Source organism: Variovorax sp. P4_B11, assembly GCF_056402355.1.
On the sequence record NZ_JBFUHO010000042.1, the window covers coordinates 1 to 22,660 of the forward strand.

A 22,660-nucleotide genomic window follows, 5' to 3' on the forward strand; every position below is an offset into this window, starting at 1 on the left:
TGCGCGGCCCGCGCGGGCCGGAGGCGCCGGGGCGCGGCGCCGTCGCCGGGTTGTCGCCCTGCAGGACCACCCGGGCGCCGTCCTTCAGGCGGTCGCCGCCTTCGGTGACCACGTCCTCGCCGGCTTTCAGGCCTTCGGTGATCGCCACCACGTCGACCGTGGCCTCGCCGCGCTTCACCGGGCGCACCGACACCGTCCGGTCTTCATTCACCACGTAGACGAAATTGCCGTTGGGCCCGATGCGCACCGCGGTCACCGGCACCACGATCGCATCGACCGTGCGCAGCACCATCTGAACGTTGACGAACTGGTTCGGGAACAGCGGCGTGCCGGTGTTGGCGAAGCGCGCCTTGGCCCGCACCGTGCCCGTGCTGGTGTCGACCACGTTGTCGAGGGTCGAAAAAGTACCGGTGTCGAGCACCGCACTGCGCACCCGGTCGAGCGCCTTGACCGGCAGCGCCTCGCCCTTCGCGAGCTGGGCCTGGATGTCGGGCACCCGATCCTGCGGCACCGCGAACTGGACGTCGATCGGGTTCATTTGCGTGATGACCGCGATGCCGGTGGTCGCGTTGGCCGTCACCGTGTTGCCCGGATCGACGGTGCGCAGCCCGATGCGCCCGGCCACCGGCGCCGTGACGCGGGTGTAGTCCAGGTTGAGCTTGGCGGCGGCCTCGGCCGCGCGGTCGGTGGTCACGGTGCCTTCGAGCTGCTTGACCAGCGCGGCCTGGGTGTCGACGTCCTGGCGCGCGATCGAGTCCTGGCCCAGCAGCGTGCGGTAGCGCGACAAGGTGACGCGGGCGGCCTCGAGCTGCGCCTCGTCGCGCACCCGGTTGCCCTGGGCCTGCATCAGCGCCTGCTCGTAGGGGCGCGGGTCGATGCGGGCCAGCAGCTGGCCCTTGCCGACGGTCTGGCCCTCGGTATAGAGCACCTCGGTCAGCACGCCGCCGACCTGTGGCCTCAGCGTGATGGTCGCCAGCGGCGTCACCGTGCCGAGCGCGTCGATCATGATCGGCATGTCCGTGCGCCTGGCGGCCGCATGGCCGACCGTGGAGCTGGCGCCACCGAAGTTCGGCCGGCCGCCGGCCGGCTCGCCCGAGCGCTTGATCAGGTACCAGGCCCCGCCGCCCAGCGCCAGCACCAGCGCGAGCGCCACCCCGCTGCCGACCCAGCGCCGCCGCCGGGAGGGTTCGGGACGGGTCGCGGGAAGGTGTTCGGGGGCGGACTCGGGAAGGGGGGACGACATCGGTGAAAGGGCGTGAATACGGCAGCCCGTAGTGGAGCGCCGAATCGTAGCGCCCAGCCCCCACGAACCGTAAAGCCTCGGTAAAGCCGGTGTTGACGCCCGCGTCTGGCGATCACCGAATGCAACTCGCGCCGCCCAGGCGCAGTTCGTCGCATGGCCGTGGCGGACGCCGCGGACGCTCGGCACAGTCCGCCCATCCCCTTCAGGAGCCCACCATGCAGATGTCCCCGGTCATCGCCATCCACCTCGCCGCCGCCGCTTCCGCCCTGGTCCTCGGGCCGGTGGTGCTCTGGGCCCGCCAGAGCCGGACCCAGCGGCCGCGCCTGCACCGCGCGCTGGGCTACGCCTGGGTCACGCTGATCGTGATGGCGGCGCTGTCGGCGCTGTTCATCCGGGACTTCAAGCTGCCCAACATCGGCGGCTACACGCTGGTGCACCTGCTGGTGCCGGCCACCTTCCTCGGTCTCTCGCGCGCCTTCTGGAAGCTCGCCCAGGGCGACATCCGCGGCCACCGGATCGCGATGCAAGCGACCTACATCAGCGCCTGCATCGTGGCCGGCGCCTTCACGCTGCTGCCCCATCGCTATCTCGGCCAGCTGGTCTGGAGCCAGTGGCTGGGCCTTGCCTGACCCCTTCCGCACACCCGTTCTTCCAACCTTCAAGGAGCCTTCCATGCTGACCCAGATCTTCCTGCACACCCCGAAGTGGGTTTACATCCTGTTTGCCACCTTGCTGTGGCTCGGCGCCAGGCAGTTGCTGGCCCACAGCATGAGCCTGGGCCGGGCAACGGTGATGCCGGTCGTGATGACCGGCCTGTCGATCTATGGCGTGGCCTCGGCCTTCGGCGCTTCGAGCTCGAGCCTGCTGGCCTGGGCCGCGGCGGCCGGGGTGGCGCTGACCCTGGTGCTGCGGCGCGGATTGCCGGCCGGCACGCGCTACGACGAGGCGACACGGCGCTTCCACGTCGCGGGCAGCGCCGTGCCGCTGCTGCTCATGATGGGCATCTTCTTCACCAAATACGGGGTCGGCGCCACCCTGGCGATGCATCCGGAGGTCCGCCACGACGCCGCCTTCGCGCTGGCCATCGCGCTGCTGTACGGCGTCTTCAGCGGCGTCTTCGCCGGCCGCGCGCTGCGGCTCTGGAAGCTGGCGATCCGCGAGGATCGCCTGGCGGCCGGCACCACCGGTGCCTGAATCCGGCCCCTTTCTGCACAATCCACGAGACCTCCATGTCCACCACCGAATCATCACGCATCGAAGCGCTCGCCCGGCGACGCGCCAAGGCCAAGCTGGGCTGGTTCACCCATGCGGCCATCTATGCCATCGTCAACCTCGGCCTGATCGGCCTGTCGGCGGCGAACGGACGCGCCTGGGCCATCTACCCGCTGCTGGGCTGGGGCGTCGGCCTGCTGGCCCATGGGGCCGCGGTCTGGCTGCTGCCACCAGGCGGCGCACTGCTGGAGCGCATGACGGAACGCGAACGCGCCCGGCTGGCCGGCGGCGCCAAGGGAGACCCGTGGTGAAGGCCGGCATGCGACAGCTGCTGGCGCTGGCCCTGTTCGGCCTGCTGGGCCACGCCGCATCGGCCGCCACCGGCGTCGCGCTGCTGCCGGCGCCGTCGGACACCGGCCCGGTCACGGTGTTCTACCCGACCGCCGCCACGCCCGCCCGCTTCAGCCGCGGCCCCTTCTCCTTCGAGCTGGCCGCCGACGCCGCCCCACTGCGCGGCAACGGCCGCCTCGTGGTCATGTCGCACGGCTCCGGCGGCTCGCCCTGGCCGCAGGCCGACCTGGCGATCGCGCTGGTGGACGCCGGTTTCACCGTCGCCATGCCGGAACACGCCGGCGACAACTTCCGCGACATGCGCGATGTCGGCCCGGCGACATGGCGCCACCGGCCGAAAGAGGTGTCGCAAGCAATCGACGCGATGGCCGCCGACGCGCGCTTCGCGCCTTTGCTCGACTTCAAGCATGTCGGCGTCTACGGGATGTCTGCCGGCGGCCTCACGGCGCTGACCCTGGCCGGCGCGCGCTGGTCGCCGGCCTTGCTGGACGCCCATTGCCAGGTGCACCTGGCCCAGGATTTCCCGGCCTGCGTGGGACTGGCGAGCGCGCTCACGGGCAGCCTGTTCGACGGCTTGCGCCTGGCGGTCGCTCGCCGCGCAATCCATTGGAAACTGGGCAGCCAGACCACGCTCGAAACCTGGACCGATCCGAGGATCACGGCCGCGGTGGCGGCCGTGCCCATGGCCGCGCCCGTCGACATGGCCTCGCTCGCGACACCGCGGATTCCGCTCGGACTGGTGCGCGCGGGCCGGGACGACTGGCTCGCTCCGCAATGGCACATCGACGCGGTGCGCGCCGCCTGCGGCGCCGGCTGCGTGCTGGTCGCCGACATGCCGGCCGCGGGCCACGGCTCGATCCTGTCGCCCCAGCCGCCCGAGCTGCCGCCCCGCGCGGCCCGGCTCTTGAACGACCCGCCGGGCTTCGACCGGGCCAGCCTGCCTGCCGTCTACGGCGCCATCGCCCGCTTCTTCGTCCAGAATCTGGCGCCATGAAGATCCATTGGTCCAGCGCGGGCCGGCATTACCTGCAAGTCATCGCCTTCTGCTGCGTGGTGGCGGTGCTGACCACGGCGATCTGGCCAAACAAGACCTACCTGATGCAGGTCGGCTATGCCTTGTCCGTGGGCACCATCACCTGGGCCGTCATCGAGTTCGGGCGCTACCTCGTCGACCCGCGCCACTGTCACGGCGACGGCAGCGGCGGCCATGGCTGGCCGAAGGGCTGGCGTGGCCTGCTGCTGACCGCCGTCGGCATCGGCTGCGGCTTCCTGGTCGGCGACCGCGTGGGCGATTTCCTGTTCAATTACCGCAATGTCTCGACGCCGCGCGACAACACCATCAGCCTGGTCATCACCGTCGTCGCCGGCGCCGCCGCCAGCTTCTACTTCCACGCCCGCGGCAAGGCTGCCGCACTCACGGCCAAGATCGTCACCGCCGAACGCGACGCCGGCGAAGCCAGGCTCAAGCTGCTCGAGACCCAGCTCGAGCCGCACATGCTGTTCAACACGCTGGCCAACCTGCGCGCCTTGATCACGCTCGACCCGCCGCGCGCGGTCGAGATGCTCGACCATCTCAACAACTACTTGCGCGTCACCCTTGCCGGCTCGCGCGCCACCTCGCATCCGCTGGCCTCCGAATTCGATCGGCTGGGCGACTACCTCGAGCTCATGTCGGTGCGCATGGGGCCGCGCCTGCGCTACACGCTCGACCTGCCCGAGGCCTTGCGCGACCTGCCTGTCCCGCCGCTGCTGCTGCAGCCCCTGGTGGAGAACAGCATTCGGCACGGCCTCGAATCGAAAGTCGAGGGCGGCGAGATCAGCGTCCGTGCGCGGCGCGAGAACCGCCCCGAAGACGGCCAGCCGCAGATCCGCATCGAAGTCTGCGACACCGGCGTCGGTCTGAGGGCCACGCCTGCAAACGATGGCGGCGGCTTCGGCGTGACCCAGGTGCGCGAACGCCTGATCGCGGTCTATGGCGCGCACGGCAGCTTGACGCTGAAAACCACGGCCACCGGCGGGACCCTCGCGACGGTCGTATTCCCCACCTGAACACATGAAAGCCACCGCACTCATCGCCGAAGACGAACCCCTGCTGGCCCGGGCGCTGCAGGCCGAACTGGCCGCCGCGTGGCCGGAGCTCGATGTCGTCGCCACGGTCGGCGACGGCGCCAGCGCCGTGCAGGAGGCATTGCGGCTGCTGCCGCAGGTGCTGTTCCTCGACATCCGGATGCCGGGCCTCGACGGGCTGGGCGCCGCGGCCGAACTGGCCGACAGCTGGCCGGCCGACGAGGCGCCGATGCCGCAGCTGGTCTTCGTCACCGCCTACGACGAATACGCGGCACGCGCCTTCGAGGCGCAGGCGATCGACTACGTGCTGAAGCCGGTCCAGCCCGAACGGCTGCGCCGGACCGCCGCGCGGCTCAGGCAGGCGCTGGCTGCCCAGGCGCCCGCCGAAGCGATCGCGCCCGCCGCGCTGGAGCAGACGCTGGCGCAATGGCGCCGGCTGCTGGCCAGCGCCGGATCATCGGGCCCGGGTGCCGCCGGCGCGCCGCTCAGGTTCATCAACGCCAGCGAGGCTGGCGGATCCACGGTGCGCATGGTGCCGATCGACGAAGTGCTTTACTTCGAAGCCGCCGACAAATACGTCCGCGTGCTGACTGCCACGCACGAGTACCTGATCCGCACGCCCCTCAAGCAATTGCTGCCGCAGCTCGACGCCGAGGTGTTCTGGCAGGTGCATCGCGCGGTGGTCGTGCGCAGCAGCGCGATCGAGGCGGTGCACCGCGACGAAACCGGCCGGCAGCAGCTGAGCCTGCGCGGGCGCGGCGACAGGATTCCGGTCAGCCGGCTCTATGCCCACCTGTTCCGGGCCATGTGAAAGTAGAGCCCCCACGCTCCCCCACTGCGTGTGGGTCGCTGCCCCCCAGGGGGGCCGCAGGCCGCCTTGGGGCGGCCCGGCGCCGGCCTGGATCGCCCCCACGCTCCCCCACTGCGTGTGGGTCGCTGCCCCCCAGGGGGCCGCAGGCCGCCTTGGGGCGGCCCGGCGCCGGCCTGGATCGCCCCCACGCTCCCCCACTGCGTGTGGGTCGCTGCCCCCCAGGGGGGCCGCAGGCCGCCTGGGGGCGGCCCGGCGCCGGCCTGGGCCGGCACCAAAAAAAACCGGCCCGTTCGACGGGGCCGGTTTTTCGATGTGACAGCAGGCAAACGGAGTGTCTGCCGCTCAGCGGTAGTAGCGGTCGTGGCCGTGACCGTGGTGGCGGTAGTAGCCCGGGGCCGGACGGTAGTAGACCGGCGGCGGCGCGTAGTACACGGAAGCCGGACGGTAGTAGACCGGGGGCGCCGGGCGGTAGTAGACGGCCGGCGGCGGATAGTAGGCCGGCGCGGGCGCCACGTACACCGGGGCGGGTGCGTAGTAAGGCTGCGGAGTGGCGACCCCGATCGCCACGCCCGGAACGTTGACACCGACCGACCAGCCGACGGTCGCACTGGCCGAGGCGGCGGCGAACAGCGCGCCCGCGGCGACGACGCCGGCAGCGGCCCATTTGAAGAACTTGGTACGGTTGACGTTCATCGTGAAACTCCTTTGAAGCGGGTATTGGCCGCCCATGTAATGTATTGAACGCGTGAGATGTGAACCTGGTGCACGCGGCTCTGTGAAGAAGGTTGCCAAAGGTAACACCCCCGGAGGCCCACCTAGAATGAGCGGATATGACTTCCCCTGCAGACATCGACAGCACCAAGCCGAGCAATTTCCTGCGCCACGTGATCGAAAGCGACCTCGAACAGGGCCATTATTCCACCCGCAAATGGGGCGGCTCCCCGGGGGATGCCATCCATCACGCCCAAGGCATGCAGGATCCGGCCAAGGTCCGCATGCGCTTCCCGCCCGAGCCCAACGGCTACCTGCACATCGGGCACGCCAAGAGCATCTGGCTCAATTTCGAGCTGGCGAAGGAATATGGCGGCGTCTGCCACCTGCGCTTCGACGACACCAACCCCGAAAAAGAGGAGCAGGAGTACGTCGATGCCATTCGCGATGCCGTGAAATGGCTGGGTTACGACACCCGACTGGCCGACAACCCCGCCAAACCGGGCGAAGTCGACGAGCACGTGTACTTCGCGAGTAACTACTTCGACTTCATGTACCGGGCGGCGGAGTATCTGATCGGTGCCGGCCTGGCCTACGTCGACGAACAGAGCGCCGAGCGGATCCGGGCCACCCGTGGCGACTTCAACACGCCCGGCACCGACAGCCCGTTCCGCAATCGCACGCCCGAGGACAACCTGGCGCGCTTCCGCGCCATGCGCGACGGCCAGCTCGAGGACGGCGCCGCCGTGCTGCGGGCCCGGATCGACATGGCGAGCCCCAACATCAACATGCGCGATCCGGCGCTCTACCGCATCCGCCGCGCGACCCACCACAACACCGGCGACACCTGGTGCATCTATCCGATGTACACCTTCGCGCATCCGATCGAGGACGCGCTGGAACAGATCACGCACAGCTTCTGCACGCTCGAGTTCGAGGACCAGCGGCCCTTCTACGACTGGCTGCTCGATCGCCTGGCCGAAGGCGGCCTGATCGCCTCGCCGCATCCGCGCCAGTACGAGTTCGCGCGGCTCAACGTCACCCACGTGATCACCAGCAAGCGCAAGCTGCGCCAGCTGGTCGAAGAGAATCATGTCGACGGCTGGGACGACCCGCGCATGCCGACCCTGGCCGGTCTGCGCCGCCGCGGCTACACGCCCGAGGCGCTGAAGCTGTTCTGCGAGCGATCGGGCGTCACCAAGTCCGGCGGCTGGATCGACTACGCCAGCCTCGAGGCCGCGCTGCGCGACACGCTCGACCCGATCGCGCCGCGCGCGATGGCGGTGCTCGACCCGGTCAGGCTGGTCATCACCAACTGGGACGCGTTGATGGGCGCCGGCTTCATCGACGAGTGCACGGCACCGGTGCACCCGCACCACCCGGAGCACGGCCAGCGCCGCTTCAAGATCGGCCGCGAGGTCTGGATCGAGCGCACCGACTACGAGGACGTCCAGCCCAAGGGCTTCTTCCGCCTGTTCCCGGGCAACAAGGTGCGCCTGAAGTACGGCCACACGATCGTCTGCACCGGGGCCACCCGCGACGCCGACGGCAGGTTGCAGGAAGTGCAGGCCACGCTGGTGCCCGACACCAAGAGCGGCACGCCGGGCGCGGACGCGATCAAGGTCAAGGGCAACATCACCTGGGTCGCGGCGGCCGATGCGCTGCCGGCCGAGATCCGCCTGTACGAGCGCTTGTTCGCGGCCGCGCAGCCCGGCAGCGGCGAGTTGCTCGAGGAACTGAACCGCGACAGCCTCGTGACCTGCCAGGCCTTCGTCGAGCCCTCGTTGGCCAACGCGGCTGAGGGCGGCGCCGGCTTCCAGTTCGAGCGCCATGGCTACTTCGTGGTCGATGCCAAGGCGGCTGCCGCGGGCCAGCGCGTATTCAATCGCGCCGCCGGGATGCGCGACAGCTGGGGCAAGTGACGCGCGCCATGCATCGCCGATTCCTGCTGCTCGGCACGATGGGCCTGCTGGCACTGCCGGCGACCCAGGCCATGGCTGCACCTTCTTCCGTCGCCAAGCCGGTCGACGCCTGGCCGCATGGCGCCCAGGTGCCGGGCGGCGTGGCGCGGCTGTCGCTCGGCCCCTCCCCGACGCGGCCGGAGGCCCGCACCGAAGCCGGCATCCCGGTCCTGGTGCTGGGTGACCCGATCGAGTGGACCGCGCTGGTCGGCATTCCGCTCGCGGCGGCGCCGGGCAGGGCCCGCATCACGGTGCGCGCCGGAGACGGCGCCGAGCGGCCGATCGACTATGCGATCGCCCCCAAGAAATACAGCGAGCAGCGCCTCAAGGTGGCGCCGGGCACGGTCGACCTCTCGCCTGCGGACCAGGCCCGCTACGAGCGCGAACGCGCCCACCTCGCGACGGTGATGGCCACCCTCACGGAAGCCCGCCTGCAGGACCTGCAGATGGCGGTGCCGGTACCGGGCCGGCGCTCCAGCTCCTTCGGCCTGCGCCGGGTCTTCAACGGCCAGTCGCGCAATCCGCACAGCGGCATGGACATCGCGGCCGCCACCGGCACACCGGTGCTGGCGCCGCTGCCGGGCCGGGTCATCGATACCGGCGACTACTTCTTCAGCGGCGGCACCGTCTGGCTCGACCATGGCGGCGGCCTGCTCACGATGTACGGCCACCTGAGTCGCATCGATGCCAAGGTCGGCGATGGGCTCGAGACCGGCGAGCGCCTGGCCGCCGTGGGCGCCACCGGCCGCGTGACCGGGCCGCACCTGCACTGGTCGGTGATGCTGAACCGCGCGATGGTGGACCCGGCGCTGTTCCTCGCGGCTTGAGGCTCACAGGGGCCGCGTCAGGTAGACCGCCTCGCGCCCGACGATCACCCGCTGCGCCGGCATGAAGACGGTGCAGTCGTCGCAGGGTGCGCGGATCTCGTCCGGCCCCTGGGTGGCGATCAGCTCGCCCTTGGCGAAAGTCTCGAAGCCGATCAACGGCCGCACGAAGCGGAAGTCCTCGAACTGGATCATGTGCGTCTGCAGCAGCTCGAAGCGGCGCTGCGGCTCGGCGTCGGGCGTGGCCCCTGCCCTGTCGATCAAGCCGAAGTGGGCCAGGAAGCGCAGCGCCACCTCGGTCGCGAGATCGGCCGCGCTCTGCCTGAAGTGCTGGCCGCACTCGACCACCATCGCGGCGCCCGGCGCATCGGCGCCGGCGTGCAGACCGTGCTGGATCAGCGGCGTGCCCGAGCCGAGGCCGCTCGGCATCAGCAGGTGCACCGGCGGCAGGCCGATCGCCATCGCTACCCGGGCATTGCGTTCGAAGTCGGGGTAGACCCAGAACGGCACCACGTCCTGGCTGGTCGAATGGATGTCGAGGATGTGGTCGGCGGCGCCGACCACCGGCCGCAGCGCCCGCGCGCGGCGCAGCTCGGGGCTGTCCTCGGGGCCGTCCAGCCACTCGTCGGACCAGACCCGGTTGAGGTTGTGCACGATCTGCCGGTTGTCGAAGGGCTTCTCGGGATCGAAGGCGTTGTAGGCCTCGACGTGGGCGAAGCTCACGGTCAGCGTGCCGATCTTGGGCCGCACGCCGCTGTCCAGCAGATGCGTGGCCGCCACCATGCCGCAGATCTCGTTGCCATGGGTCAGCGCATTGATCAGCACGTGCGGGCCCGGCTTGCCGGATTCGAAGCGATGTACGTAGTCGATGCCGGTGTTGCCCTCGCGGTAGGCGGAGATGTCGCGCGGGAGGACTTCGAGGGCGGCTGGGGGAACGGTCATGGGGGCTTTTCTGTCGGAAGGAATGGGGGTGGTCGCAGTGTGCGCCAGCGGGATCGGCTGCGCGGTGCGCCGCAAATCGTAGGATACGGCGCACGGGGAAATGCGGCACGGCCGCGGCGCTGCAGCCCGACCTTCAATCCGGCTTCTTCGCCGCCTCTCCGCGCGGTGGCCTGCAGCAGATCCTTGCGGGTGCGCCTGCGAAATCAATGGCCACCAGCGTCAATGACCGCTCCCCAGATACGCCGCCTTCACCCCCGGATCGTTGCGCAGCTTCTCCGCCGGCCCGTGCAGCGAGATGCGGCCGTTCTCGAGCACGTAGCCGTAGTCGGCCACGCCCAGCGCGGCGGCGGCGAACTGCTCGACCAGCAGCATGGTCACCCCCTCGCGCTTGAGCCGCTCGATGATGCGGAACACCTCGGCGACCAGGATCGGCGCCAGGCCCATCGACGGCTCGTCGAGCAGCACCACCTCGGGGTTCAGCATGACGGCGCGGGCCATCGCGAGCATCTGCTGCTCGCCCCCGGACAGCGTGCCGGCCAACTGCATGCGCCGTTCCTTCAGGCGCGGAAACAGGTCGAGCGCGCGTTCGAGATCGCCTGCGACATCGCCGCGCGGCCGGCTCCCCGTGAGGCGCGGGAAAGCGCCCAGCGTCAGGTTGTCGGTCACGGTCATGGTCGCGAACACGCGCCGGCCCTCGGGCGAATGCGCCAGCCCGAGCTTGGCGATGTGATAGGACTCGAGCCCGTCGATGCGCTTGCCGTTGAGCGTGATCTCGCCGGCCGTCGGCTGGATCATTCCCGACACCGCGCGCATCGTCGTGGTCTTGCCGGCGCCGTTGGAGCCGATCAGGGTCACGACCTTGCCCTTGGGCACCTCGATCGAGACGCCGTGCAGCACCTGCACCTTGCCGTAGCCGGCGGAGAGATTGTGGATGGTCAGCATGATCAGGCCTCCCGCCGGGCCGCCCCAAGGGAGGCCTGCGCCCCCTCGGGGGGCAGCGAATACACGAAGTGATGAGCGTGGGGGTTCATGGTCTTCCTCAGGCAGGCTGCGGCTCGGCTTCCTGGCCGCCGAGATAGGCTTCGATCACCTTGGCGTCGGCCTGCACCGCGGCCGGCTCGCCTTCGGCGATCTTCTGGCCGAAGTCGAGCACCGAGACCGTGTCGCACATGCTCATCACGACGTCCATGTGGTGCTCGATCAGGATCACGGTCACGCCGTGCTCGCGGATCTTGCGGATGATGGCGATCAGCTCCTTGATGTCCGGCGCCGTCAGGCCGGCGGCCGGTTCGTCGAGCAGCAGCAGTTGCGGGTCGAGCGCCAGGGCGCGGGCGATCTCGAGCAGCCGCTGCTTGCCGTATGGCAGGTTGCGCGCCTCCTCGGCCGCCAGGGCCTCGAGGCCGACGAACTTCAGCAGGCCCAGCGCCCGGTTGGCCGCCGCCGCGCTCTCGCGCTGGTAGCGCGGCGTGTGGACCGCGACGTCGAACAGGTTGCTGCGGAAAGTGTGGTGCAGCCCGACCTGCACATTCTGCTGCGCCGTCATCTCGCCGAACAGCTGCACGTTCTGGAAGGTGCGCGCAATGCCCGACAGCGCGATGTCCGCCGAGGTCCGCCCGACCAGCGAACGGCCGCCGAAGCTGATGGCGCCGGCGGTCGGCACGTAGATGCCGGTCAGCACGTTCATCATGGTGCTCTTGCCGGAGCCGTTGGGTCCGATCAGGCCATGGATGGTGCCGCGCTTGACCGTGAGATCGACGTTGTTGAGCGCCTTCAGGCCGCCGAACTGCATCAGCACGCCCGCGGCCTGCAGCAGCTCGGGCTGCCCGCCGGCCATCGCCGCGACCGACACCGCGTCGGCCGGCGCCACGCCCGCCCCGACCGCCTCCTGCAGCGCCTTCGGCCGCCGCAGGTTCAGCGCATTGCGCACGAAGCCGACGATGCCGTCCTGCAGGTAGTAGACGACGAACAGCATGATCACGCCGAAGATCGAGAGCCGCCAGTCGGTCATGGTCTGGAGCCAGAACGACAGGGCCGCGAGCGCGATGCTGCCGACCACGGGAATAGCCATCTGCTTGGGCGTCACGCGCTTTTTCTGTACGCCGACCACGGCCACGATCATCACCAGCACCGCCAGGGCCACCGACACGTAGCGGAACAGCTCGACGTCGTCGAGCAGCTTGGGCAGCAGCACGATGATGGTGGCGCCCAGCATCGCGCCGATGCGGCTCTTGCGCCCGCCCATGATCACCGCCAGCAGGAACAGCACGGTGAGCTCGAAGTTGTAAGTGTTGGGCGAGATGTACTGCTCGGAGTACGCATACAGGCTGCCCGCCAGCCCGGCGAAGCCGGCGCTGATCACGAAGGCGTAGACCTTGTAGCGGTACACCGACACGCCCATGCAGTCCGACGCCACCGGGCTGCCGCGCAGCGCCTCGAAGGCGCGCCCCAGGTGCGAGCGCAGGATGCGGTGCACCACGATCAGCGACAGCACCAGCATCACCACCACCAGCCAGTAGAACTCGCGCTCGTCGAGCTTGTGGCCGAACAGCGGCGGCTTCGTGAGCTTGATGCCCATCGGCCCTTCGGTCAGGAAGCCCATCTCGTTGATGAGGATCTGGATGATGGTGCCGAAGGCCAACGTGACCATGGCGAGGTAAGGCCCGGTCACGCGCAGCGCCGGCAGCGCCAGCAGCGCGCCGAACAGCGCCGTGACGCCGATCGAGGCGATCAACGCCACCATCAGCGGCGCGCCGAGCTTGTAGACCAGTACGCCCGCGGTGTAGGCGCCGACGCCGAACAGACCCGCATGGCCGAGCGAGACCTGGCCGGTGTAGCCGACCACGATGTCCAGCCCGAACAGCAGGATCGCGTAGATCATGATGGTCTCGAGCAGGTGGATGTAGTACGGGTTGTCGATGCCGATCGGGAACAGCAGGAGCGCTGCAAGACCGACGATGGCGAGAAGGAAGCGTCCGATTCTTGTATTCATTTGCGCGTCAAACTTTCTTGATCGCGGTCTTGCCGAACAGGCCCGCCGGGCGCACCGCCAGCACGATCAGCAGCAGCACCAGGCCGGGCACGTCCTTGTAGCCGGTGCTCAGGTAGAAGCCGGTGGTGGTCTCGGCGATGCCGAGGATGATGCCGCCGAGGATGATCCCCATGCCGCTGGTCAGCCCGCCGATGATCGCCACCGCGAAGGCCTTGAGGCCCAGCACCGCGCCCATCGTGGCGCCGGTCAGCGTCAGCGGCGCGATCAGCACGCCCGCAAAGGCCGCGGTCAGCGAGGACAGCGCATACGAGAAGGTGATCACCAGCCCGGTGTTGATGCCCATCAGCTTGGCGGCGTCGCGGTCGTTGAAGGTCGCGACCACGGCCTTGCCATAGATCGAGCGGCGGTTGAACAGCTCGACCGCCAGCATCATCAGGATGGCGCCGACCACCACCAGGATTTCCATCGGCAGCACGTTGGCATTGAGGAACTTGATCGGCGCTTCGGGCAGCGGCGACGGGAACTTGAGGTCGTCGCGGCCCCAGACGTTCTCGGCCACGTTCTTGAAGATGATGCCGAGCGCGATGGTCGACATGATCCAGCCGAATTCCGACTTGATCTTGATGGCCGGACGGACGCCGATGCGCTCGACCACGGCGCCCTGCACGGCGCCGAACAGGCACACCAGCGGAATCATGAGCCAGTAGTTGACGCCCAGCGTGACCAGTGTCAGGCCGACCAGCGCGCCGAGCATCAGCGCATCCCCCTGGCCGAAGTTGAGGGTGTCGGAGGTGGCGAAGGTGAGCTGATAGCCGAAGGCGATGACGGCGTAGATCATGCCCAGCGCGATGCCGCTGAAGATGAGTTGGGTCAGAATTTGCATGACGGCTTTCGCAAGGCGTTGGGCACGAAAAGGCGCCGCCACGGGCCTGACCCGAGGCGGCGCCGGTACGCGGGCTTTCTACTGCTTCAGCAGCGCGTCGTTGGCGGCCTGGTCCTTGATGCGAACCTGCGATGCCGTCTTCACGTCGTCGGCGTTGGCGTAGACCACCCGGCCGCCCTTGACCTCGCCGAACACCGGGATGTTGGCGGTGATGGCGTCGTGGTCGCCCTTGGAGAAGGGCTTGGTGTAGGTCGTGACCACGCCCGGGACCGGGGTCTGGAGATCTTCCAGCGCGGCCTTGAGCTTCGGCCCCTCGGTGCTGTTCGCCTGCTTGATCGCAGCGGCCAGCAGGTAGATGGAGTCGTAGCCCTGCGCCGCCGACACCGGCGAATCGATGCGGTCGTTCTTGGGCTTGAAGGTCTTGAGGTAGCTCGCGATGAACTCCTTGCGCTTCGGCGTGGTGCCTTCCTGGATGAAGGTCTGCGGCATGCGCGCACCGTCGCCGCCGGGGCCGGCGTTGTCAATGAAGTTGGCCATCGACAGCGTCCAGCTGCCGATCATCGGCACCTTCCAGCCCAGCTTGGTCATGCCGTTGGCGATCTGCGCCAGCTCGGGGCCGATGCCGTAGGTGAGCACCACCTCGGCGCCGGCCTCCTTGGCCTTCAGCAGCTGGGCGGTCATGTCGACGTCCTTGATATTGAACTTCTCGACCGCCACCGGCGTGATGCCCTTGGCCTTGAGGGCCTTCTCGAGGTCTTCGCGGCCGAGCTGGCCGTAGTTGGTCGAGTCGGCCAGGATCGCGACCTTCTTGTAGCCTCGGCGGGTGACCGCCTCCTGGACGATCATCGGCGCCTGGATGCTGTCGTGAGCGGCGTTGCGGAACACGTAGTTCTCGGGTTCCTTGTCGAACTGGTGCGTGACGATCGAGCCGGTCGCGACGTTGTTCAGCACCGGGATCTTGGCTTCCTGGAAGAAGCGCTGCGAAGCCAGGGCCACGCCGGTGTTGATGTAGCCGACCACGGCCACGACCTTTTCCTTGTTGATGAACTCCTGGGCGATCTGCACGCCGCGCTCGTTCTTGGCCTCGTCGTCGCGTTCGACCAGCTGGATCTGGCGGCCCAAAACGCCGCCGCTCTTGTTGATTTCCTCGGTGGCCAGGCGCACGCCATCGCGCATGCTGACGCCCATCGAAGACGAGCCGCCGGTGAACGGGCCGTCGACGCCGATCTTGATCGGGTCGGCCGCGAACGCGCCAGCGCAGAACGCCACGGCGCCCGCCACGGCCAGAAGCTTGAATCGAAACAGCATCAGAAATGTCTCCAAGAGGGGTCGAGAAAAAGGGGTCCCAAGAACATACCGTTACACGCGTTCATTCGGAGAGAGTGACAACCCTAAAACCGCTACAGGAAAGGTCCACAAGACCTGTCGGACAACGCCTCAACCCGGCTCGCCGGCCAGCTGCTTGCGGCGGTTCTCGCCCTGCCGCGCGAACATCCAGCCGGGGTATTCGGCCGGCAGCCGGCTGACCTGGTCGAGCTGCGCCAGCTCGGCCGCGCTCAGCGCCACCTGCGTCGCCGCCAGGTTGTCGGCCAGCTGCTCGGCCCGTCGGGCGCCGACGATCACGCTGGTGACCTGGGGCTGGTGCAGCAGCCAGGCCAGCGCCACCTGGGCCACCGAGACGCCGTGCGCCTCGGCGATCGGGCGCATCGCATCGACGCAGTCCCAGGCCCGGTTCTTGTCGACCGGCGGAAAGTCGAAGCTGACGCGCCGGCTGCCCTGCTCGGCCTGCTGCTCGCGCCCGTACTTGCCGCTCAGCAGGCCGCCGGCCAGGGGGCTCCAGACCATCAGCCCGACACCTTCGCTCTGCAGCATCGGCACCAGTTCGCGCTCGAGGTCGCGGCCGGCCACGGTGTAGTAGGCCTGCAGCGATTCGAAGCGCGCCAGCCCCCAGCGCTCGGCGATGCCCAGCGCCTTGACGATCTGCCAGGCGGCCCAGTTGGAGACGCCCACGTAGCGCACGTGGCCCTGGCGCACCAGCTGGTCGAGGGCCCGCACGGTCTCCTCGATCGGCGTGGCGGGGTCGAAGCCATGGATCTGGTAGAGGTCGACATGGTCGAGCTGCAGCCGCTTCAGGCTGGCCTTGACGCCGTCCATGATGTGGCTGCGCGAGGCGCCTCGGGCGTTCGGCCCGGGGCCGGTCTCGCCGAAGACCTTGGTGGCGACGACGACGCTGTCGCGCGGCACCTGGAGGTTCTTGAGGGCCTGGCCGGTGATCTGTTCGGACAGGCCGCCCGAATAGACGTCGGCGGTGTCGATGAAGTTGATGCCGGCGTCGAGCGCCTGGCCGACCAGGCGCTCGGCGTCGGCCTGCTGCAGGTCGCCGATCTGGCTCCAGATGCCGTCGCTGCCGCCGAAGGTCATGGTGCCGAGGCAGAGTTCGGAGACGAAAAGGCCGGTGCGGCCCAGGGGATGGTTGCGCATAGCGAACTGTCCTTGTGTCGAAGCGGCAGAGCATAGGCGCGTCCGGCCGATCGTGCTGGCGGCCGCACACCGCATCCTTGGGCCCGCCCGAAACGTCATGGCTTGGTAAACAATGAGGCCGGCCTCGCCGGTGAAAGGCTCCCATCATGAAACGCATGGTCCGCTACAAGCTCAAGGCCGATCGGGTCGACGAGAACGAGCGCCTGGTCCGGGCGGTGTACGAGGAACTCGCCGAGCGCCGGCCGGCCGGCCTGCGCTACGCCACCTTCAAGCTCGAGGACGGCGTGAGTTTCGTCCACATCGCCTCGCACGAGGCACCGGACGGCAGCAACCTGCTGACCGCCCTGCCCGCCTTCAAGGCCTTCGTGGCGGGCGTGCGCGAGCGCTGCGAAGAGCCGCCCGTCACGGTCGAGCTCAGCGAGATCGGCTCGTATGGCTTCTTCGGGTCCTGAGGCGCCCGAGGCGCTGATCGCCACCCTCGAAGAGGCGCGGCGCCAGTTCCTCGCGCTGGTCGACGACATCCGGCCCGACCTGCACCGCTACGCCACCCGCATGACCGGATCGGTCGCGGATGGCGAGGACGTGGTGCAGGACACGCTGGCGCGGGCCTGCTTCGAGCTCGCCCAGCACAAGGCGATGCCGCCGCTGCGGCCCTGGCTCTTTCGCATCGCCCACAACCGCGCGATCGACCATTGGCGCCACGAGGCGCATCGGCGGGCCGAGCCTCTCGAAGCGGCGCTCGGGATCGCCGACGATGCGGCGCTCGAGCCCGACAATGCGCTGGCGCGCGAGCAGGCCGTGCGGGCCGCGCTGCACAGCTTCCTGCAGCTGGCGCCGGCGCAGCGCGGCTGCGTGATCCTGAAGGACGTGCTCGACCATTCGCTCGAAGACATCGCGGCCGAACTCGAGCTCAGCGTGCCGGCCGTGAAGGCGGCGCTGCACCGCGGGCGCGGCCTGCTGCGGCAGTTGCCGGCGAGCACGGCGGACGCGGCGCCGGCGCGCTCGGCGACGCCCGAGCTGCTGCGCTACGCCCGCCTGTTCAACGCCCGCGACTGGGACGGCGTGCGCGCCCTGCTGGCCGACGACGTGCGGCTGGACCTGGTGTCGCGCCGCAAGGCCGCGGGGCGGCGCGAGGTCGGCGTGTACTTCTCGAACTACGAGCGCCTCGACGACTGGCGGCTCGCGCCCGCATGGCTGGACGGCCGCGCGGTGCTGGCCGTGCTGCCGGGCCGCGGCGAGGGTCCGCCCGGCTATTTCATCGAGCTGCAGTGGCGCGACGGGCGGCTCAGCCTGATCCGCGACTTTCGCCACGTGCCCTACATCGCGCGCGACGCCGCCCTCGAACTCGCGCCCTGAGCGCAGGTCAGGGCGCGTCGCCCGCCGGATCCGGCGGCGGCTCCTCGCGCCGGCCCGAGCCCTTCTTGCGCCCCCGGGCCGCCTTCTTCGCCGCGCGTTCGGCATCGAGCAGCTGTCCCGCCGCCAGCCACTGGGCGAACTCTCCGGGCGTCTCCAGCGTGATGCGGCCGAGGTTGCCGCTGCGGAATTCGTTCATCACGATCTCGGCCGCCTTCTGCAGGTTGACGCGGCCCTTGCCGAGCAGCGCACCGCGCTTGCGGCCGATCGCCTCGAGCACCTCTTCGTCGCTCAGTGCGCCGATCGGATCGATCTTGAAACGCGCCTCGACCAGGCCCGCGTAGTGCCCCTTGAGATAGTCGAGCAGTTCGAGCGCCACCTCTTCCTCGTCGAAGGCATTGCGCCCGACGGCGCCGCTGGCCGCCAGGTTGTAGCCGCTCTTGGCGACGATGATGCGCGGCCACAGCATGCCGGGCGTGTCCCAGAGGTAGAAGTCGTCGGCCAGCGTGATGCGCTGCTCGAGCTTGGTGATGCCGGCCTCGTCGCCGGTCTTGGCCTTGCGGCTGCCGGTCAGCGTGTTGATCAGCGTCGACTTGCCGACATTGGGGATGCCGCAGATCAGCACCCGCATCGGCTTGGCCATGCCGCCGCGGGCCGGCGACAGCGCATGGCAGGCATCGATCAGCTGGCGCGCCGGCGTGGTCTGGCTGGCGTCGAGGCCGATCGCGCGCGTCTCGGGCAGCGCGTTGTAGTGGGCCAGCCAGAGCGCGGTGCGGGCCGGGTCGGCCAGGTCCTGCTTGTTGAGCACCTTGAGCCCCGGCTTGTGGCCGGTGAGCTCGGCCAGCATCGGGTTGGCGCTGGAGCCGGGCAGCCGGGCGTCGAGCAGCTCGATGACGACATCGATGTCCTTGATCCGCTCGGCAATGGCCTTCTGGGTCAGGTGCATGTGACCGGGGAACCACTGGATGGCCATCGGGAGTTCTTTCTCTGTCTACAGGTTCGAGCCGCGATTGTCGCCGGCCCGTGCGCGTGGCCGTACGGCCTTCGGGCGCAATGTCCAAATGCTTACGTACAGCCGCCCGGCTTGGGCGCACAGTAAGGGCTTGCAGAAAGGACGAACCGCTATGCAGATCCAGGTCAACACCGGCAACGGCATCGAGAACAAGGACGCGCTGGAGCGCTGGGCGGACGGCGAGATGCGGCAGGCCCTGGCCCGCTTCGCAGCCGACGTGACGCGCGTCGAGATCCACCTGAGCGACGAAAACCACACCGGCAGCGGCGGCGGCGACAAGCGCTGCACCATGGAAGCGCGCCTCGCCGGCCACCAGCCCCTGGCGGTCAGCCACCATGCGGCCAACCTCGACGAAGCCTTCCGCGGTGCCGCCGACAAGCTCAAGCGCTCGCTCGACAACACCCTGGGCCGGCTCTACGGCCGCCGTGACCGCGAATCGATCCGCAAGGACGGCGACGCCGAGGTCGAGGAGTGAACGGCCGGGCCGAATGGGCAGCGACAGGGCGGCGAGCGGCGTGCCGTCGTTCACGGGGTGCGACGTCTCAGTGCTCCACCACGTGATCGCGTGACCCGCGACGCATGAAACCGGCGCAGTTCGATACCAGGGATACCGCGGAACCGGCTTTGCCGGGCCGCCGGTATCGCCCCCCTTGAGGGGGCTGAGGTCCGCGGCTCCAAGCCCGCCTGCGCAGGCTTGGACGGACCCGAAGAGCCGCTGCCTCTGGCAGCGACTCGGAGGCGCCGCAGGCGCTTCGAGGGGTGTTTCATTTCAGTGCTTGCCGGCGTTCGCCAACGCCTTGCCGACCTCGTTGCTGCCCTGGGCGGCGCCGCTCTGCGGCACGATCTCGCCCGCACGGTCGCTGACCTCGGCCAGCCGCGCGGCGAGTTGTTCGGGCGCATCGCTGCCGAGGCCGATCCAGCTGCCGTTCGTCAGCGTCACGTGGGCGGCCTCGAAGCTGCCGGCGCCGGCGCAGAGGATGGTGCGGTTCGGCGCGTCCTGCGCCGCCAGCACCAGCATCGCGGGCACCACGGCCTCGGGTTTGAGCGCCTCGAGCACGGCCTCGGGCATCAGGTCCTCGGTCATGCGGGTGGCGGCGGTCGGCGCCAGGCAGTTGACGCGGATGTCGTTCTTGGCGCCCTCGATGCTCAGCGTCTGCATGAGCCCCACCAGCGCCATCTTGGCGGCGCCGTAGTTGCTCTGGCCGAAGTTGCCGTACAGGCCCGAGGACGAGGTGGTCATCACGATGCGGCCGTACTTCTGCTCGTTCATGAGGGCCCAGACCGCCTGGGTGCAATGCACGGCGCCCATCAGGTGGACGTCCATCACCAGCCGGAAGTCGGCCAGCTCCATCTTGGCGAAGCTCTTGTCGCGCAGGATGCCGGCGTTGTTGACCAGGATGTCGACCCGGCCCCAGGTATCGACGGCCTGGACCACCATCGCCTGCACGGCCGCGAAGTCGGTCACCGAGGCGCCGTTGGCGATCGCCTGGCCGCCGGCGGCCCGGATCTCGTCGACCACCGCCTGGGCGGCGCTGACCGAGCCGCCTGAACCGTCGCGGGCACCGCCGAGATCGTTGACCACCACCTTGGCGCCGCGCGCCGCCAAAGCCAGTGCGTGCTGGCGACCGAGGCCGCCGCCGGCGCCGGTGACGATGGCCACGCGGCCCTTGAAGTCGATGCTGCTCATGCTTTCAGTGCTTTCGTAGGAGTCGTTGACGCGACGCGTTTTACCCCAGAAAGCGGCCGGCCCGGGACGGCGCGGCGGGCAGATCAGTCGTTTCGGCGACTCAGGCGCTCGCGTAGGGCCTGTTAACGCTATTTCCGGAGTCGCGAAGGGCTGCCAAGGCGGGCCGATCAAGGCGCGCGACGCCGCGTGTGCGTTGGCACACGCAAGGAGTGCAACGCCGAGCGGCGTGCCTTGGCAGCCCTTCCCTGCGGGTTGCCCGGCCAAGGGGCCGTCTGCGGCGTTGCCCGCGCTTGCAAGGCGCAAGCCTTGCTGCGCACGCGCGCCTTGCATCCAGCCCCTTGGCCGGGCAACGCGATCTCCGGAAATAGCGTTAACAGGCCCTCGTCGAGCAGCAGGTCGATTGCTGCCGATTTGTCGAAGAAGGCGTCGGGGCAGCGGCCTGCCCAGTGCTTGCGCTCAGAGGGCGGCGCGCTGGCTCACCGGCTCGGCGGAGGCCTCGGCCCAGTGGTTCTTGAAGCCCAGGCGGGCCGGCGACACGTACTGCTCGCGGTAGATCTCGAACGGCATGCTGTCGCTGGCTTCGATGCGTTTCTGGGCGTCGACGGAGGTCTGCGTCATGCGCTCGAACTCGGCCCGCCAGGCGTCCGGGAAAGGCAGCGCGAGCAGCGCCAGGCGCGTCTGCTCGGAGCGCTCGCGCACGAAGCCGACGAAGGAATCGTTGTGCGCCTTCATGGCCTCCAGCACGCGGGCCGAGGGCAGCACGGCCGGGTCGCGCAGCGCCGCCGCGGCCGCCCGCACCGCCTCGGCGTGCTGCGTGCCGCCGTGCGCCGCATCGAGCGCGGCAGCGATCGGCGCGAACTGCTCCAGCAGCTCCGAGCCCCAGTCGGTCAGCGTGGCCTCGCGGCCGCCGCGGCRCAGCCGCAGGCCGGGCTCGCGCCCGCGCGCGGCGGTCAGGTGCTGGTTGTGCGCCAGGTCGGCGATTTCCTCGCGCGTGTCGGGCGGGCTGTCGGTCAGCAGGCAGTGCAGCAGGAAGACATCGAGGAAGCGCATCGTCTGGGCGTTGATGCCGACCGGCTCGAACGGGTCGAGGTCCATCAGGCGCACCTCGACGTACTCGACCCCGCGCTCGCGCAACGCGTGCAGGGGCCGCTCGCCCGGGTAGATCACGCGCTTCGGGCGGATGGTGCCGTAGAACTCGTTCTCGATCTGCAGCAGGCTGGTGGCCAGCTGGTTGTAGTCGCCGCCCAGGTTGCGGATGCCGATCGCCTCGTAGGCCGGCCAGGGCCGGGTCAGCGCGTCCTGCAGCGAGGCGCCGTAGCCGTCCAGGCTGTTGTAGCTCACTGCCAGCGATGCCTGCGCATCGCTCTGGTAGCCCAGGCGGCCCATGCGCAGCGAGGTGCCGTGCGGCATGTGCATGCTGCCCTCGCCGAGCGGCTGCAACTCGTGCGGCCGGCCGTCGACGAAGCTCGAGCACAGCGCCGGCGAAGCGCCGAACAGGTACAGCAGCAGGAAGGCGTGGCGGCGGAAGTTGCGGATCAGCGCGAAGTACTGTTCGCTCGACACCTCGGGCAGCGACCAGTTGTAGTGGATGCCCGAGATGGTCTGCATGCGCCGCCCGTAGCGGTGGCTCAGGCCCATGCGGTAGACGCTCTTGGCCCGGCCGACGTTGGACGAACCGTAGAGCCCGATCGGGATCGTCTCGTCGGTCGGCAGGCCACAGGGCATGCTCGACACCCACAGCCGCTCGTCGCCCGCCTCGTCCAGCATGCGGTAGGTGAACTGGTGCACCCGCACCAGTTCCTCCAGCGCGGTCTCGACGCCGGTATGCGCGCCGGTGATGAGCTCGAGCTGCGACTCGCTGAAATCGGTCGTGATGTGAGGATGGGTGAGCGCCGAACCCAGCGCCGCGGGATGCGGCGTCAGGGCCAGCTTGCCATCCGGTTGCGCCCGCAGGCTTTCCTTCTCGATCCCGCGCCGTACCCCCCGGAGTCGCGCGGGCGAGAGCGCGTCCAGGCGCTCCTTGAAGTTACTCATTTAGTTATCACCCATCGTTCTTTTGTGGGCACGGAAGGTAGCACGCCGAAAGAAACGTTGCTTGCCCCAGGTGTTGCTCGCCCCCAGGTTGGGCTCACT

22 protein-coding genes are annotated in these 22,660 nt (G+C 69.3%); 11 read left to right on the forward strand and 11 right to left on the reverse strand.

Annotated elements, in window-relative coordinates; genetic code table 11:
• Positions 1-1,243: efflux RND transporter periplasmic adaptor subunit (locus AC1DYD_RS28525; RefSeq protein WP_478176120.1), on the reverse strand; the 1,243-nt coding region annotated here is incomplete at its 3' end.
• Positions 1,244-1,458: 215 nt separating this feature from the next.
• On the opposite strand from AC1DYD_RS28525, the gene AC1DYD_RS28530 reads away from it, so the two are divergent.
• Genes AC1DYD_RS28530 through AC1DYD_RS28555 form a run of 6 tightly spaced genes read left to right on the forward strand, consistent with a single transcriptional unit; the run spans position 1,459 to position 5,684 of the window.
• Complete coding sequence (locus AC1DYD_RS28530) at positions 1,459-1,872, forward strand: DUF2306 domain-containing protein (RefSeq protein ID WP_478176121.1); 414 nt, start codon at positions 1,459-1,461, stop codon at positions 1,870-1,872.
• A gap of 43 nt (positions 1,873-1,915) precedes the next feature.
• The gene (locus tag AC1DYD_RS28535) at positions 1,916-2,437 is read left to right on the forward strand and encodes a DUF6622 family protein (RefSeq protein ID WP_478176122.1); all 522 of its coding nucleotides are present in this window, start codon (positions 1,916-1,918) and stop codon (positions 2,435-2,437) included.
• Between the two features lie 35 nt (positions 2,438-2,472).
• Positions 2,473-2,766, forward strand: a complete 294-nt coding sequence (locus AC1DYD_RS28540) for a 2TM domain-containing protein (RefSeq protein WP_478176123.1) — start codon at positions 2,473-2,475, stop codon at positions 2,764-2,766.
• An 8-nt stretch (positions 2,767-2,774) separates the two neighbouring features.
• Positions 2,775-3,800 carry an alpha/beta hydrolase family protein gene (locus tag AC1DYD_RS28545; RefSeq protein ID WP_478176124.1) on the forward strand — a complete coding sequence of 342 codons (1,026 nt, stop codon included), beginning with the start codon at positions 2,775-2,777 and terminating at the stop codon, positions 3,798-3,800.
• Entirely contained in the window at positions 3,797-4,855 is a 1,059-nt protein-coding gene (locus AC1DYD_RS28550; protein ID WP_478176125.1) for a sensor histidine kinase, read from the forward strand. The genes AC1DYD_RS28545 and AC1DYD_RS28550 overlap by 4 nt, the downstream gene beginning before the upstream one ends.
• 4 nt (positions 4,856-4,859) lie before the next feature.
• Positions 4,860-5,684, forward strand: coding sequence for a LytR/AlgR family response regulator transcription factor (locus tag AC1DYD_RS28555; protein WP_478176126.1), 825 nt, complete (start codon positions 4,860-4,862; stop codon positions 5,682-5,684).
• A gap of 342 nt (positions 5,685-6,026) precedes the next feature.
• On the opposite strand, the gene AC1DYD_RS28560 is transcribed toward AC1DYD_RS28555, so the two are convergent.
• A complete protein-coding gene (locus AC1DYD_RS28560; RefSeq protein ID WP_478176127.1) occupies positions 6,027-6,377 on the reverse strand; it encodes a hypothetical protein in 351 nt (116 codons plus the stop codon).
• A 137-nt stretch (positions 6,378-6,514) separates the two neighbouring features.
• On the opposite strand from AC1DYD_RS28560, the gene AC1DYD_RS28565 reads away from it, so the two are divergent.
• A complete protein-coding gene (locus AC1DYD_RS28565; protein ID WP_478176128.1) occupies positions 6,515-8,317 on the forward strand; it encodes a glutamine--tRNA ligase/YqeY domain fusion protein in 1,803 nt (600 codons plus the stop codon).
• Between the two features lie 8 nt (positions 8,318-8,325).
• The gene (locus AC1DYD_RS28570) at positions 8,326-9,183 is read left to right on the forward strand and encodes a peptidoglycan DD-metalloendopeptidase family protein (RefSeq protein ID WP_478176129.1); all 858 of its coding nucleotides are present in this window, start codon (positions 8,326-8,328) and stop codon (positions 9,181-9,183) included.
• A gap of 3 nt (positions 9,184-9,186) precedes the next feature.
• Here the strand turns inward: AC1DYD_RS28570 and AC1DYD_RS28575 are convergent, their stop codons facing one another.
• From AC1DYD_RS28575 to AC1DYD_RS28600, 6 genes are all read right to left on the reverse strand, one after another.
• Positions 9,187-10,122, reverse strand: coding sequence for a M14 family metallopeptidase (locus AC1DYD_RS28575; protein ID WP_478176130.1), 936 nt, complete (start codon positions 10,120-10,122; stop codon positions 9,187-9,189).
• Between the two features lie 219 nt (positions 10,123-10,341).
• On the reverse strand, positions 10,342-11,064 hold the full coding sequence (locus tag AC1DYD_RS28580) for an ABC transporter ATP-binding protein (protein WP_478176131.1): 723 nt from the start codon (positions 11,062-11,064) through the stop codon (positions 10,342-10,344).
• 97 nt (positions 11,065-11,161) lie between these two features.
• Entirely contained in the window at positions 11,162-13,111 is a 1,950-nt protein-coding gene (locus AC1DYD_RS28585; protein WP_478176132.1) for a branched-chain amino acid ABC transporter ATP-binding protein/permease, read from the reverse strand.
• A gap of 7 nt (positions 13,112-13,118) precedes the next feature.
• Complete coding sequence (locus AC1DYD_RS28590) at positions 13,119-13,994, reverse strand: branched-chain amino acid ABC transporter permease (RefSeq protein ID WP_286503956.1); 876 nt, start codon at positions 13,992-13,994, stop codon at positions 13,119-13,121.
• 78 nt (positions 13,995-14,072) lie between these two features.
• A complete protein-coding gene (locus AC1DYD_RS28595) occupies positions 14,073-15,302 on the reverse strand; it encodes an ABC transporter substrate-binding protein (protein ID WP_478176133.1) in 1,230 nt (409 codons plus the stop codon).
• Between the two features lie 129 nt (positions 15,303-15,431).
• A complete protein-coding gene (locus tag AC1DYD_RS28600; RefSeq protein WP_478176134.1) occupies positions 15,432-16,475 on the reverse strand; it encodes an aldo/keto reductase in 1,044 nt (347 codons plus the stop codon).
• Between the two features lie 146 nt (positions 16,476-16,621).
• Here AC1DYD_RS28600 and AC1DYD_RS28605 point away from each other — a divergent pair, with 146 nt between their 5' ends.
• Positions 16,622-16,927 (forward strand): hypothetical protein, encoded by a 306-nt coding sequence (locus AC1DYD_RS28605; RefSeq protein ID WP_478176135.1) that lies wholly within the window; start codon positions 16,622-16,624, stop codon positions 16,925-16,927.
• Positions 16,908-17,831, forward strand: a complete 924-nt coding sequence (locus tag AC1DYD_RS28610) for a sigma-70 family RNA polymerase sigma factor (RefSeq protein ID WP_478176136.1) — start codon at positions 16,908-16,910, stop codon at positions 17,829-17,831. The genes AC1DYD_RS28605 and AC1DYD_RS28610 overlap by 20 nt, the downstream gene beginning before the upstream one ends.
• 7 nt (positions 17,832-17,838) lie before the next feature.
• On the opposite strand, the gene ylqF is transcribed toward AC1DYD_RS28610, so the two are convergent.
• Positions 17,839-18,801, reverse strand: coding sequence for a ribosome biogenesis GTPase YlqF (ylqF, locus tag AC1DYD_RS28615; protein WP_478176137.1), 963 nt, complete (start codon positions 18,799-18,801; stop codon positions 17,839-17,841).
• 151 nt (positions 18,802-18,952) lie between these two features.
• On the opposite strand from ylqF, the gene AC1DYD_RS28620 reads away from it, so the two are divergent.
• Positions 18,953-19,315 carry an HPF/RaiA family ribosome-associated protein gene (locus AC1DYD_RS28620; protein WP_478176138.1) on the forward strand — a complete coding sequence of 121 codons (363 nt, stop codon included), beginning with the start codon at positions 18,953-18,955 and terminating at the stop codon, positions 19,313-19,315.
• A 294-nt stretch (positions 19,316-19,609) separates the two neighbouring features.
• Here the strand turns inward: AC1DYD_RS28620 and AC1DYD_RS28625 are convergent, their stop codons facing one another.
• Positions 19,610-20,527 (reverse strand): SDR family NAD(P)-dependent oxidoreductase, encoded by a 918-nt coding sequence (locus tag AC1DYD_RS28625; protein ID WP_478176139.1) that lies wholly within the window; start codon positions 20,525-20,527, stop codon positions 19,610-19,612.
• A 456-nt stretch (positions 20,528-20,983) separates the two neighbouring features.
• A complete protein-coding gene (gshA, locus tag AC1DYD_RS28630) occupies positions 20,984-22,561 on the reverse strand; it encodes a glutamate--cysteine ligase (RefSeq protein WP_478176140.1) in 1,578 nt (525 codons plus the stop codon).
• Positions 22,562-22,660: the final 99 nt, after the last annotated feature.